This window comes from Niallia sp. CD-39, assembly GCF_059874745.1.
Genome location: NZ_JCBCPS010000007.1, coordinates 35,545 through 48,568 on the forward strand (window position 1 = coordinate 35,545; position 13,024 = coordinate 48,568).

The window sequence follows — 13,024 nt, forward strand, 5'->3', positions numbered from 1 at the left end:
CTCTTTCGAATGAAAGCGGATTCAGTGATAGATACTCTTGAAATGAACAAGTTTCAATGGTTAAATTTAAAATTGGAGATACTACAATTATTAAATTTAATTTTATAAGTAAAATTTGTTCATATACAAACTAGACAAGAGGAGCGGAGAAGAATGGCTAAAGTAATTGCAATAAATGCAGGTAGCTCATCATTGAAGTTTCAGTTATTTGAAATGCCAAGTGAGGATGTCATTACAAAAGGAATGATTGAACGGATCGGATTAAATGACTCTGTTTTTTCGATCACTGTAAATGAGGAAAAAATAAAGGAAGTCACAGACATTCCGAACCATGACGTAGCTGTAAACATGCTATTGAGTAAGTTAACAAATTTAGGGATTATTCAACATTTAGAAGAAATCGAAGGTATTGGACACCGAGTAGTACATGGTGGTGAGGATTTTGCTGATTCTGTATTAATTAATGAAGATGTATTGAATAAGATTGAAGTACTATCTGAATTGGCACCACTGCATAACCCGGCGAATGTTACCGGAATTAAAGCGTTTCAACAAGCATTGCCGAATGTTCCAGCTGTTGCTGTATTTGACACTGCGTTTCATCAAACGATGCCTGAGAGTTCATTCTTATATAGCTTACCTTACGAATATTATAAGGAATTCGGGATTCGTAAATATGGATTTCATGGGACGAGCCATAAGTATGTTTCGAATAAAGCAGCAGAAATGCTTGGTCGACCTGTTGAACAGTTAAGATTAATTTCTTGTCACTTAGGAAACGGAGCAAGTATTGCGGCTATTCAAGGTGGAAAGTCAATTGATACATCAATGGGCTTCACTCCACTAGCGGGTGTTACAATGGGTACTCGTTCAGGCAATATCGATCCTGCATTAATCCCATTCATTATGGAAAAGACAAATAAATCGGCTGATGAAGTTTTAGATGTACTAAATAAAAAGAGTGGAATGCTTGGAGTATCTGGATTCTCAAGTGATTTACGTGATATAGAAGAGCAAGCAGCAGAAGGAAATAAACGGGCAGAGCTAGCACTTCAAGTGTTTGCCGACCGCATTCATAAATACATCGGTTCTTATGCATCTAGAATGTATGGAGTCGATGCCATTATCTTTACAGCTGGTATTGGTGAAAATAGCGATGTAATTCGAGAAAGAGTATTAAAAGGACTGGAGTTCATGGGTGTATACTGGGATCCAGCATTGAATAAAGTAAGAGGGAAGGAAGCTTTCATTAATTACCCTCATTCACCAGTAAAGGTTATGGTCATCCCGACTAATGAAGAAGTCATGATTGCGAGAGATGTAATTAAGTTTGCTTTTTAAATAGGTGAAAAAAGGTATCCTGTTGTTAGGATACCTGAGATTGTAGACGAAGTCGATTTCGACTTTGTCTACATTTTTTTCGTAGTACTTTTTGATAATAAGAGAAACCCTCAGAATGTCTTGAAAACGCTTGTCAGACTAGGCGTGCGGTCGAATGAAGACCCGAATAGAACACACGGTTCATGAGGGGACGAGTGAGACAAACAACGACGTATGCGAGCGATTGTCAACAGTCTGAGGTATCCTGTTGTTAGGATACCTTTTCAATTTTAAAGAATAAGAATGATGAATTGAGGATGAGTTATTTTTCCTCTCCTGCTGTTTGTGTCGCAACAAATTCCCATGTAAGGTTTAGAGAATCTCCCTGAAATTGATTTTGATCCTCTCCATTATCGATAAAGTTGAATTTAACAACTAGATCATGAACAGACCCAACTGGCAGGCCAGTTTCTCCAAAGTCAGGATAAAAGATATTTTGATATACAACATCAGGATTCATTGTTCGAAGTTCCGCTAATGTTGTTTCAAAAATGACTTCGTCAAAATTATTGGCATTGTATAAAAATTCTACAAGAATATGCTGGCCAAAGTCTTCATTATTGTCATTTAGAGCATCATGGACAATGTAATCAGTGTTAATATATACCTTTTCGATATCTAATGTGCCCGCATTTCCTAATTCGAATATCCGAACGAAGGAATCACCTGGCTTAATATTATCTACATTGACAATTTCTGTTGGGTTCAATGATAAATCTAATGTTCCAGCTGCAAAAGTATTATTGGATGTTTCTGTATCACTAAAGTAAGCAAAAGTACCGCCACCAACTAAGCTTAATCCAAGCATAGTTGACATAATCCCCATTCCAATCCTTTTTTTGAATCCCATCCTTACTCCTCCTTATTGGTCTCCTCTATGGAATAACCTTTGAAAAATCCCATAGAGAAGCTGATACGATGAATTACGCCGCTTCGTCTATTTCGTTAGTATAAGGCTTGTGTGCATTTGCATTCTTAAGTAAGTCAAGTAGAGCTTGTCCAATTAAATCTCCAACATATTGAATTCTTTCTGGGCTGATTCGTTCAATCGTATCTAATTCACTGTGGTACCATGGCTCGATACCTGCCCCACCAGGTGCTGTTCCAGGCTCCATCCAAATAAACAATGCTGCATCAATACCGGCATCATGGAATGGAACATGATCAGATCTTCCTAGACGATGAAGCTTGTACGTGCTTTCATCAAGGTTGAATGTAAGAGCTGCATTTTGTACGGTTTCCCAAGCTAAATTAGCTTGACCATCGACTGTGCTCACATGAAGCTGTGAAGCTGGCTCCCAATTTGTGCCGACCATATCTAAATTGTAATTAACAAGCGATCTAGAAATCTCCCCGTCACTCAATTGTTCTACATAGTGCCTTGCACCAAGTAACCCTGATTCTTCTGCACCGAATGCAATAAATCGAATTTCTTTATCTGTATTGATTTGCTTTAGCATTCTTGCCATTTCTAAGATTGAGCCTGTTCCTGAAGCATTATCGTTTGCTCCAGGAGAATTCCGTACACTATCATAATGGGCTGTGATATACACGATTTCAGGGTTCTCGATGTTTGCTGGTTTTTTTACTGCAATCACATTTTGGGATTGACCACTTGTCCGTAAATTGAATTCCTGTATCGATACATCGTAGCCAAGATTTTCAAACTCAGTCTTTATATATTCTGATGCTTCTTTTTCTTCTACTGAGCCAGGAACTCTTGGACCGATACCAATGCTAAGTGTTTCAATTGTTTGCATAACGAGGTCCGATTCAAATGGGACAGTAATAGTGCCAATTAAATAATCTGAATACGCTTTAATGGAATTAGAAGCTGTTTCAGATATTTGTCCTCTTGTTTCTTGTAATGAAACAAGTTGTTTAAATCCGTCAAACTGAGTAAATAACTTCTCGAATTGTCCTTGTTTTTCAAGGAGTTTAATCGCAGTTAAATGGGTTTTTAATAGGCGTGAGACAGCGGTGCTGATCTCACCTTCATTCGTATATCGATCGATTAATGCTTCCAAATCTGTGACGCCAGGTGGTTCACCATCTGCTCCACCAATCGTTATCGTTACAGAATTATAGCCTTTTCCGTTTTCTGGATCATAGTTATTCTCTACATTGCCAGCTGGATCAACTGAGAAATACTTAATCGTAGTAGTCGCATCAATATTTAATTTCTCTGCGCCTTCACGGGTACCACTTAATTGAATGGTTGGAGAATCAAAATTTGGAATGCTGCCATCTAATGTATAATGAACCGTTGCAGGTTCATCTGTTTCAATCTCAATCTCTACTTCAGATGTATATCGGCCACTTCCTGGAGTAGCGGTAGAAACAGGGTTTTTTGTATCTTTTGATTGCTCAAGAGTCACTTCTAGCAAGCCAATTAATCCATTGGAAAATTCCATCGCTTCTTCATGACCCTCTTCGTATACAGGCTGGAACCCAACAGATACCCAACGGCTTCCATTCCATAATGGAGCACCGACTTCAAAGTTCCATGCATAAATCCCTTTTTCATACCATAAATAATCAGCAGAATTACCACCTGCAGAATAGAGTACATCAGGGATTGGGCCTGTTCGTGCTGGCTGAATGACTGTACCGCGGTGATCTTGGATATTTTTCAAAATATGTTCTGAAGCCTGCCAGTAAAATGCCTCTTCTCCAGCAGTAGGTCGTGGTAACGGAGTACGGTTCGTATCATACGCACCTGGAGACCACATGAAGTATCCACCATGGCTATGGATGTTCATTGCGAATCCGATGTTCTCAAATGTGTCTGCTAACCAGACAATGTTCTTGGATTCTGGTTCTGATTGTTTCTCTGGGCCAGCATACGTATCACTCGTACAGCTAGTAGATCCACCAATAAATCCATCATATACTGAACCAACCGAATGGTTTCGATTTAAGTCGACGCCCCAGCTATTTCGAGCTGCAAAATCTGAAGCTTGATGAGGTTGACAGTAGTTGGTCATATTACGACGTTGCATATTGTAATCATAAAAGCTGTAATGTGCGCCGTCAGGATTCACACTCGGCACTAAGAAAATATCAAGCTCATCTACTAGCTCTTTTGTTGCTTCATCATGTCCATAGTTTCTTAATAAACGTTCAGCTGTTTCTAGTGTGACAAGTGGTGTCACCCATTCTCTTGCATGTTCCTGAGAGTAGCCAAGCACACCAGGTTTTGAGCCATCTCTAACTTTTCCTATTCGGAATGCTTTTACGGTAAATGGATCGCGCGAAACTTCTTCAGGGGCGTTTAATCCATCGTTCAAAGTAACAGATCCAGCTGCTACAACACCGCTTCCACCATTGCCTCTATAAGTAGTAGCAGTTACAACATCACTTTCATGTGAATTAATGGCTTGTACAACTTGATGTGCTGTGCTAGTAATCTCTCCTGAGCTATTCGTAGCTAATTGTACAGTTACAACATTTTCAGTAACGTCTACTACGAGCTGGGAATTGCTTTCGTCAGAGCGAATAAAATGAACTTCAATGTCATTTCCACCTTCATGCCCCCAGGCTGAAGAGGTTAGGGCAACGGCAGTGTTCGTAAACCCTCCTAAAGTCGCTTTAGCAAGTCTACGATATCCGTTTGTTTCATGAGGCATTTCAATAATCTCTACTAACTCAGGAAACTCATTAGCTAATTGCTCCATTCGCTCATAGATTTCAGTTGGGTTCATATAATGATCGACAAATTCGCTTACATAGTGTTCACCTGGTTCAGGTCTTTCTCCACCTAGCCATTCTGTCACTTCACTTGAAACGGTTGCACCTTGGTTGCTTGTAATGGTCACATTTGACGGAATGTCGTTTACTGGAAGTTCGACAAAGTGATAAAGGTATTCACCATAATCGACTTTACGAGAAAGAGTGGCTGTTTTTTCCTCGCCATTTTCAACCCATGTTGCTGTTAAAGCGGTTGATGCTGCAGCTCCTGCATTTGATTTTGCTTCAACATATAAAAATGTCGCTGCTTGATTTGTATAGTGATTTGCGCGTAAAACTTGCAACTTTTCATTTTGAGAAAGGATGGTAAGATTGCGCTGAGTGGTTTTTTCTTTTTCCTCTACTCTTGTTTCCCAAATTTGTTCAGTCATCATAGTTTCTTTAACTGTAATTCCAAACTCTTGTAGTGCATTGATCTCTGAAGGGGTCACAACTACTTCTGCTTCCCAAACTCCGTCATGTTCGTGCAAACCATGATCAATCTCAATCTCTAGATCTGCAATTATCTCAGCAGCTTCTTCATTCGGAATTTCGATAGTTACAATTTTTACAGCTTCTTCAGGTGGAAGTGGTTCTCCCTTCCCAGTTTCGGCAGCGGTAAGGACTCCAAGACTCGGGAGTAGCATTGATACGATAAGAAGTAGACTAGTTACTAACATAAAAAACTTCTTGCTCCAACTGCTTTTCATTAATGAACTGCACCTCCTAATAGATTCATAGTTTTATGTGATAAAAGAGTACCTCTTCTACCTCCAAGGAAATTAATGTGATTTTTTAACATCTGCATGATTTGGTGTTTGGTGTCGTGGAGTTAGGTCATTTATACCTTTGTAAAGTGAATAAGCGCCGTATAGGATGAGGAGAATACCAGGAATAACTAAAAGGAGAGCAGCCCCTTCCTTCGATTGAGAGAAATGAAAGAGATAACCGATATAAGGGATCGTAAAGCCTGTGTAGTGGCCAACAACGTTTTCAGATAGTACAGGCTCTAGGTCAACTCCATTGTTGTTGTCGCCCATTGTTGAATACAAAACATGTTCTCCGGTTTTTTTGACTTCAGTTATTCTATGTGTGATTAGGAGGTTTTCTTTTGTTTGAAATGTGATGATCTCTCCTGCTTGCAGTTTTTTTTGTTCTTCTTCTGCTAGCGGTTTAATGGCAATGATGGACCCAGTGAGAAAGGTTGGCTCCATTGATCCGGAAAGGACAGATTTTAGTTGATAGCCCAATATAGTAGGATCTCCGCCAGAAGCTTTTGTTGAAATGACAAGCATAGTTAAAGAAATTAGGCAGATAAAAAGTAAAGCAGTTAATAGATTATTCATGTACTTCATCGTTTTCTTCAATGTTATCACCCACAATCTGATTATTTTCTATTGCTTCAAATGAAGTATCAATATCAATATTCGTTTGATTTTCATTATTTTCGGGATTCTCTAGGAGAGGGGAAGGTTTATTGAGATTATCAAAATCATCATCTTCGATCTCATTAGGTTCGTCGAAATCTGCGATGTCTTCAATATTTATTAGAGGTGTTTCCCAAATTGTTGCCTCAATGGAAAACAATAAACTGTGTTGATCGTAAAAAAAAGCGTTGGTTTTACCAATTACTATCGATGAACCGCCGATAAAGATGTACCAGACGAACAGTAGCTTCGCAATGATAGAGAGAATGGATTTTTTATACATGATAGGTACTTCCACTCCTTAGCTGTTGGTATATCTGGTAAAATTATGTCTTTTTTTACAGTATAGAAAGGAAAATATAGAATTTCATGAATATTACGACTTATTTATTCTGTTTTTTCTAAAAAATCAAAAAATAGTAGTTTCGTCTGTTTTTTTTGGTAGATTTTCTTACAAACTCTTAGCAGAGAGATTACTATTTACAGAAAATAAATGGTGGCTATGTGATTAAGAATATTTCATTCAAAATATTATAGAAAAAATACAAATTGAAACATTATGAAAAGAAGGATTGCAATTACATTGAAAAAATAATTTTGAGGTCTTTTCTAATGAAATGATTATTCTACTATTTCCAGTTTTAATAGAGTCGGATTAGAAAGAAATAGGGGAAAGGGTCGACAAGCAATGTGCCATAAGTCATATAGATAAATTCGGCTACTAAGTATTTTGATGAGGTGTTTAATTAGTAAGAGCAATGAAGGCCGAATGACTTATGTGCTATACTAAAATCAAACTCAATTGTTTGGAGGGTTTTAGGATGGGATTGAAAGAAAGGGAACAGCAAGTATTTGCTGAAATTCAAGATTGGATTGCATCATTAAGACATTATGAAGCCAATGATTTAGAACGTACATATGATCAATTTATTGAATATTCATTTTCGCTTTTACCACCTGAGACAAAACAGCGTTTTTTTTCACGTGCAGATAACTGGTTGTTTCATTTACATGCGTTAATTCATAACTCTCAGTTGCAAGCAGATGTTAAAAAGAGAATTTTAACTTCTGGGAGGATCTTTCGCCCGGATTTAGTCGATCTTTACGATTTAGAAAAGCTATCGATTGATCAACTCCAATTTATTGCTAATCAACAAATCACTCGTCATCGCTTTTATGCATTAGCTCAAGGTGCAGCCTCTGGAAGTGGTAGTTCCTTGTTATTAGGAGCGGATATTCCGGCATTGACTGTGATTAACTTAAGATCTGTTCAGTTGACCGCATTGTCATATGGAGTGGAAGTGAATACACCGTTTGAAATGATGACTGCTTTGAAAGTTTTTCATGCAGCTACATTGCCTGTGAGGTTACAGGCTGAGGCTTGGGATGAACTGATCAATGATTTGCATCATGCAGAGCATTATTTTTATGCAGGCAATGATGAAATCATTACAGCTGCTTCAGTGGAGCAGCCTTTAAAGCAATTATTAAAAGCAATAGTCATCTATGTATTTAGAAATAAAGTGATTCAGGGAATTCCGTTTATTAGTATGGCTATCGGTTCTTACTCGAACTATCAATTAACAAGTAAGGTAACAAGCTTTGCAGAAAAATACTATCAATATCGCTTTTTGGAGAGGAAAAAACGACAATGAGTTCAGTCCAGCATAAAAAAGAAGCGCCAAAAACAGTTGCCTGCAAGGTGATAACTGTAAGTGATACAAGAAATGAAGAAACAGACCGCAGTGGTCAACTTATGATTAAGCTTTTAAAAGAGAACGGTCATAAAATTGTGGATTATGTTATTGTGAAGGATGAAAGTGCAGGAATTAAAGAGGCTGTTCAAGCTGGCTGTTTAGACACGTCAATCGATGTTGTGTTGACAAACGGTGGAACTGGTATCGCAAAAAGAGATGTAACGATCGAAACGGTCGAAAGCTTATTTGAAAAAGAAATCAAAGGGTTTGGGGAGTTATTTCGTTACATCAGCTACACTGAAGATATTGGTTCAAGCGCGATTCTATCGAGAGCATCAGCTGGTGTATGCAACAATACCGCGATTTTCTCTACCCCTGGTTCGACTGGAGCTGTAAAGCTTGCGATGAATAAACTAATTCTTCCAGAAATAGCACATTTCGTTCGTGAAATACGTAAAGACTTATAAAAATAAAAGGCATTTAATCGTCGAATGACCGCCGTTTAAATGCCTTTTTCATTGGATAGATATGCATATTTCCAAAATTTGTTCGACAAACGCTCGCATACGGCGTTCTATCTCACTCATCCCCACAACAAAAGATTCATTTACACAAAGTCTTTTACCGGTTTTGTCTACACATTCGCCTATTACTATTGATATCTTTGATTAAGAATGAACTTTTTCGTCTGTTAATCTTTGATTTGTTCGATACCATAACCAGAGCTCATTGATTGTTGATGCCAGCTCAGCAATTTCTGTATTTAATATGCATGATAATTCGAAATTTTCTTCATTATTTAATCGGTCTTGCTTCTTGTTGATTTCTTGCTCAATTTCAGCAATTCGATCTGGAATCATTCCTCTAATTTTTTCCCATTGAAATAAAATCAATTGTCTTGTTTCTTCATTAATTTTATCCCAATTTTGTTCAATGATTGGAATGCAGATTCCTAGCCTTTCGTCCTTAGAAAAAAATGTGTTCATTTTCATCCCCCGTCTACAATGGCTATTTAATTCCCAGTCTACTATAAAGAGCGCTTTGAATCCATTCTCTGCAACTAGTAAACTCAATTGGCGTTTTTAATAATACCTCTTGCTTTTTATGTAAAATGTTGATAAAGTAAAAACATATTAAATGAATAAAAATATAAACATATGAATATTTATGCGTATATCCAAGGAGGAAAACTCAAATGTCAAAACCTAAAATTGTACTTGCCTATTCAGGCGGATTAGATACTTCAGTAGCTATTAAGTGGTTAGGAGATGAAGGATACGATGTCGTTGCATGTTGTTTAGATGTTGGCGAAGGGAAGGATTTAAACTTCATTAAAGAAAAAGCGTTAACTGTGGGAGCTATTGCTTCTCATGTTATTGATGCAAAAGAAGAATTTGCAAAGGACTTTGCATTAGTTGCCATGCAATCACATGCTTTATATGAAGGGAAATATCCTTTAATTTCAGCATTATCACGTCCATTGATCGCGAAAAAGCTTGTTGAAGTTGCAGAGCAAGAAAACGCAGTAGCAGTTGCTCATGGTTGTACTGGAAAAGGAAATGACCAAGTGCGTTTTGAAGTAGCAATTCAAGCTTTAAATCCAAACTTACAAGTTTTAGCACCTGTCCGTGAGTGGAAATGGTCTCGTGAAGAGGAAATCGAATATGCAAAAGAGAAAAATATTCCGATTCCAATTAATTTAGATTCTCCATATTCGATTGACCAAAACCTTTGGGGAAGAAGCAATGAGTGCGGAATTTTAGAAGATCCTTGGGCAGCACCACCTGAAGATGCTTATGAATTAACAGCTAGTCTTGAAAACACACCGGATACTCCAGATGTTGTTGAAATTGAATTCGAAAAAGGGATTCCGGTTAGCTTAAACGGAAAAAGCTATTCACTAGATCAATTAATCCTTGAGTTGAATTTCATTGCTGGTAAACATGGTATAGGAAGAATTGATCATGTTGAGAATCGTTTAGTTGGGATTAAATCTCGTGAAGTTTACGAATGTCCTGGCGCAATGACATTAATTAAAGCACATAAAGAGTTAGAGGATTTAACTTTAGTGAAGGAAGTTGCCCATTTCAAACCAGTGATTGAAAAGAAAATGGCTGAACTTATTTATGAAGGACTATGGTTCTCACAACTAAGAAATGCTCTTCAAGCATTTTTAGAAGAAACACAAACGTATGTAACTGGAACGGTTCGCGTAAAACTATTTAAAGGGCATGCCATTGTAGAGGGAAGAAAATCTCCATACTCTTTATATGACGAAAAATTAGCAACATATACTTCTGATGATGAATTTGATCATCATGCAGCTGTAGGGTTTATTAAGCTTTGGGGCTTGCCAACAAAAGTACAAAGCATTGTTCAACAAGAGAAGAAGGTGACAGTGTGAAGAAACTATGGGGCGGTCGTTTTACGAAATCCGCTGAGGAATGGGTAGATGAGTTCGGTGCATCTATTGGCTTTGACCAAGAGCTTGTCATGGAGGATATTGAAGGCAGCATTGCACATGTTACAATGCTGGCTTCAAATGAAATTCTTACAAAAGATGAAGCTGAAAAAATAAAAGCAGGATTGCTTGTTTTAAAAGAAAAAGCCACAAATGGTGAGCTTGAGTATTCTGTTAAACTTGAAGACATTCACCTGAATTTGGAGAGTCATCTAACAGAAGAAATCGGTCCTGTTGGTGGAAAATTACACACCGGTAGAAGTCGTAATGATCAAGTAGCGACAGATATGCATTTATATTTGCGCAATCAAGTGGAGTATATCATTGAATTGATTGAAGAAATGCAGCATGCCCTTGTTTTAAAGGCAGAAGAAAATGTAGAAACGGTAATGCCGGGCTATACACATTTACAAAGAGCTCAACCGATTTCATTTGCTCACCATTTAATGGCTTATTTTTGGATGCTTGAACGTGATAAGGAGCGTCTATCTGAAAGCATAAGCCGTATTAATGTATCGCCTTTAGGTGCGGGAGCTTTGGCTGGAACGACTTTTCCTATTAACCGTTATGAGTCAGCAGAATTACTTGGCTTTGATAGTATTTATGAGAATAGTTTAGATGCTGTAAGTGATCGTGATTTTATTTTAGAATTCCTTTCTACGAGTTCCATTTTAATGATGCACTTATCTCGCTTAAGTGAAGAGTTTATCTTATGGTCTAGTCAAGAATTTCAATTCATTGAGCTAGATGACAGTTTTGCAACGGGCAGTAGCATTATGCCGCAAAAGAAAAATCCAGATATGGCTGAGTTAATTCGTGGAAAAACTGGACGAGTTTATGGGAATCTTATGGGATTGCTAACGGTTCTAAAAGGATTGCCACTTGCTTATAACAAGGATATGCAAGAAGACAAGGAAGGAATGTTTGATACGGTTAAAACCGTTACAGGCTCCTTAAAGATTTTTGCTGGCATGGTACAAACGATGAAAGTTAAGTCAGAGAGCATGGAAAAAGCAACGAAAACGGACTTTTCCAACGCAACAGAGTTGGCTGATTACTTATCCAGCAAGGGGCTTCCATTTAGAGAAGCGCATGAAATTGTTGGGAAGCTTGTGCTTACATGTGTTGAAAAGGGATGCTATTTAGGGGAACTTCCGATGGAGGACTATAAAGCAGCACATGAGTTGTTTGAGGATGACATCTATGTTGTTTTAGACCCTTATACGGCAGTGAAACGTAGAAATAGCGCAGGTGGTACGGGCTTTGCTCAAGTTAAGCTAGCGATTGAAAAAGCAAAAAATTTATTGCATTAAGAATAAGTTTATAAATCTTTAAGAAATTTACACATCACCAGTTTATGACGAAATTCTCTTATCTTTTAAAAAAGGTTATCTGAGGGATGGAAACACCTCAAATAACCTTTTTTACTAGATCTCTTCTGGTTTATCTGTACGAATTACTAATACGTCACAGTGGGCATAACGGGTAATATGCTCTGAAACACTGCCAATTAAGAAGCGTTCGACAGCATTCATTCCAGTTGCCCCACAAATAATTAAATCAACATTGTACTTTTTTGAAAGGTCTTTAGGAATCTTCACTTTAGGAGAACCAAAATCAATTTCATAAGTGAAGTTGCTAACACCTGAAGCCTGCGCCTCACTCTCATATTTCTTCATTAAATCTTCAGCAAAAGTAGTTGCTCGCTCTGAAATGTTACGGTCATATGCCTCGACTGTTGCGAATGACCTTGTATCAATAATATGTGCAGCGATTACACGGGCGTCGTTCCTTTTGGCAATTTCAAGCGCCTTTTTAACCGCCCAATTTGCTTCTGTCGATCCATCAACAGCCACTAAAATGTTTGAATATTTCATACTCATTGAAACCGCCTCCTTTACCTATATTATACAATACCCAAAAATGAATAGATGTAACAGAAAATCGAACAATAATCGAGAAAGAACAAAAAGGAGTCGATGATATTGAAAGAAAAACATGAAAATGAATTAGATTATAATGAAGAAGCTGCAAATGAAATTAGCGCCCAAATAATGGACGCATACAATAGTGGTACTGTTGAAGATGAAGAAGCGATTCGCAAAAGACATAGTACAAAACCTAAAAATAAATAAGTAATCCGTGTATTTAAATGTGTAGACAAAGTCAATTCTTGGCTTTGTCTTCATTTATTTAGGAATGTCTCTTTGAAAAAAAGAAAAAATGAAGCATGTGAGAAGATATTTTTTCAATTAATATGGTCATCTTTTTCAAGTATTCAATGTTAAAATAGGTATAATGTGATTCTTTAGATAACTAGAAGGAAGGTG

At 37.5% G+C, this 13,024-nt stretch carries 12 protein-coding genes; 6 read left to right on the top strand and 6 right to left on the bottom strand.

Going from position 1 to position 13,024, the window contains the following annotated elements; all coding sequences use genetic code 11:
- Nucleotides 1–153: 153 nt before the first annotated feature.
- On the top strand, nt 154–1,341 hold the full coding sequence (locus tag AC6F34_RS14440; protein WP_500773333.1) for an acetate kinase: 1,188 nt from the start codon (nt 154–156) through the stop codon (nt 1,339–1,341).
- 301 nt (nt 1,342–1,642) lie between these two features.
- Here AC6F34_RS14440 and AC6F34_RS14445 read toward each other — a convergent pair whose 3' ends face one another.
- The 4 genes from AC6F34_RS14445 to AC6F34_RS14460 form a co-directional block, all read right to left on the bottom strand.
- The gene (locus tag AC6F34_RS14445; protein WP_500773335.1) at nt 1,643–2,230 is read right to left on the bottom strand and encodes a TasA family protein; all 588 of its coding nucleotides are present in this window, start codon (nt 2,228–2,230) and stop codon (nt 1,643–1,645) included.
- A 73-nt stretch (nt 2,231–2,303) separates the two neighbouring features.
- A complete protein-coding gene (locus AC6F34_RS14450; protein WP_500773337.1) occupies nt 2,304–5,819 on the bottom strand; it encodes a M28 family peptidase in 3,516 nt (1,171 codons plus the stop codon).
- Between the two features lie 72 nt (nt 5,820–5,891).
- A complete protein-coding gene (sipW, locus tag AC6F34_RS14455) occupies nt 5,892–6,476 on the bottom strand; it encodes a signal peptidase I SipW (RefSeq protein WP_500773339.1) in 585 nt (194 codons plus the stop codon).
- Nucleotides 6,448–6,819, bottom strand: coding sequence for a hypothetical protein (locus AC6F34_RS14460; RefSeq protein WP_500773341.1), 372 nt, complete (start codon nt 6,817–6,819; stop codon nt 6,448–6,450). The genes sipW and AC6F34_RS14460 overlap by 29 nt, the downstream gene beginning before the upstream one ends.
- A 538-nt stretch (nt 6,820–7,357) precedes the next feature.
- Between AC6F34_RS14460 and AC6F34_RS14465 the strand changes: the two genes are divergently transcribed.
- Together AC6F34_RS14465 and AC6F34_RS14470 are read left to right on the top strand one after the other, a co-directional pair.
- Nucleotides 7,358–8,191, top strand: coding sequence for an EcsC family protein (locus AC6F34_RS14465; protein ID WP_500773343.1), 834 nt, complete (start codon nt 7,358–7,360; stop codon nt 8,189–8,191).
- Nucleotides 8,188–8,700: a MogA/MoaB family molybdenum cofactor biosynthesis protein gene (locus AC6F34_RS14470; protein WP_500773345.1), complete on the top strand. Its 513-nt coding sequence runs from the start codon at nt 8,188–8,190 to the stop codon at nt 8,698–8,700. The genes AC6F34_RS14465 and AC6F34_RS14470 overlap by 4 nt, the downstream gene beginning before the upstream one ends.
- 201 nt (nt 8,701–8,901) lie before the next feature.
- On the opposite strand, the gene AC6F34_RS14475 is transcribed toward AC6F34_RS14470, so the two are convergent.
- Nucleotides 8,902–9,219, bottom strand: coding sequence for a hypothetical protein (locus AC6F34_RS14475; RefSeq protein WP_500773347.1), 318 nt, complete (start codon nt 9,217–9,219; stop codon nt 8,902–8,904).
- 209 nt (nt 9,220–9,428) lie between these two features.
- On the opposite strand from AC6F34_RS14475, the gene AC6F34_RS14480 reads away from it, so the two are divergent.
- Entirely contained in the window at nt 9,429–10,637 is a 1,209-nt protein-coding gene (locus tag AC6F34_RS14480) for an argininosuccinate synthase (protein WP_500773349.1), read from the top strand.
- A complete protein-coding gene (gene argH / locus AC6F34_RS14485; RefSeq protein ID WP_500773351.1) occupies nt 10,634–12,007 on the top strand; it encodes an argininosuccinate lyase in 1,374 nt (457 codons plus the stop codon). Before AC6F34_RS14480 ends, argH begins: the two co-directional genes overlap by 4 nt.
- A gap of 114 nt (nt 12,008–12,121) precedes the next feature.
- On the opposite strand, the gene AC6F34_RS14490 is transcribed toward argH, so the two are convergent.
- Nucleotides 12,122–12,577 carry a universal stress protein gene (locus tag AC6F34_RS14490; protein ID WP_500773353.1) on the bottom strand — a complete coding sequence of 152 codons (456 nt, stop codon included), beginning with the start codon at nt 12,575–12,577 and terminating at the stop codon, nt 12,122–12,124.
- A gap of 102 nt (nt 12,578–12,679) precedes the next feature.
- Between AC6F34_RS14490 and AC6F34_RS14495 the strand changes: the two genes are divergently transcribed.
- Nucleotides 12,680–12,829 (top strand): hypothetical protein, encoded by a 150-nt coding sequence (locus AC6F34_RS14495; protein ID WP_500773355.1) that lies wholly within the window; start codon nt 12,680–12,682, stop codon nt 12,827–12,829.
- The last annotated feature ends 195 nt before the right edge of the window (nt 12,830–13,024 follow it).

Coding starts and splice junctions, on each gene's coding strand:
- AC6F34_RS14475 (WP_500773347.1), bottom strand. CDS start 9,219: ATGAACACATTTTTTTCTAAGGACGAAAGGCTAGGAATCTGCATTCCA.
- AC6F34_RS14440 (WP_500773333.1), top strand. CDS start 154: ATGGCTAAAGTAATTGCAATAAATGCAGGTAGCTCATCATTGAAGTTT.
- AC6F34_RS14460 (WP_500773341.1), bottom strand. CDS start 6,819: ATGTATAAAAAATCCATTCTCTCTATCATTGCGAAGCTACTGTTCGTC.
- AC6F34_RS14450 (WP_500773337.1), bottom strand. CDS start 5,819: ATGAAAAGCAGTTGGAGCAAGAAGTTTTTTATGTTAGTAACTAGTCTA.
- AC6F34_RS14465 (WP_500773343.1), top strand. CDS start 7,358: ATGGGATTGAAAGAAAGGGAACAGCAAGTATTTGCTGAAATTCAAGAT.
- AC6F34_RS14480 (WP_500773349.1), top strand. CDS start 9,429: ATGTCAAAACCTAAAATTGTACTTGCCTATTCAGGCGGATTAGATACT.
- AC6F34_RS14445 (WP_500773335.1), bottom strand. CDS start 2,230: ATGGGATTCAAAAAAAGGATTGGAATGGGGATTATGTCAACTATGCTT.
- AC6F34_RS14490 (WP_500773353.1), bottom strand. CDS start 12,577: ATGAGTATGAAATATTCAAACATTTTAGTGGCTGTTGATGGATCGACA.
- AC6F34_RS14470 (WP_500773345.1), top strand. CDS start 8,188: ATGAGTTCAGTCCAGCATAAAAAAGAAGCGCCAAAAACAGTTGCCTGC.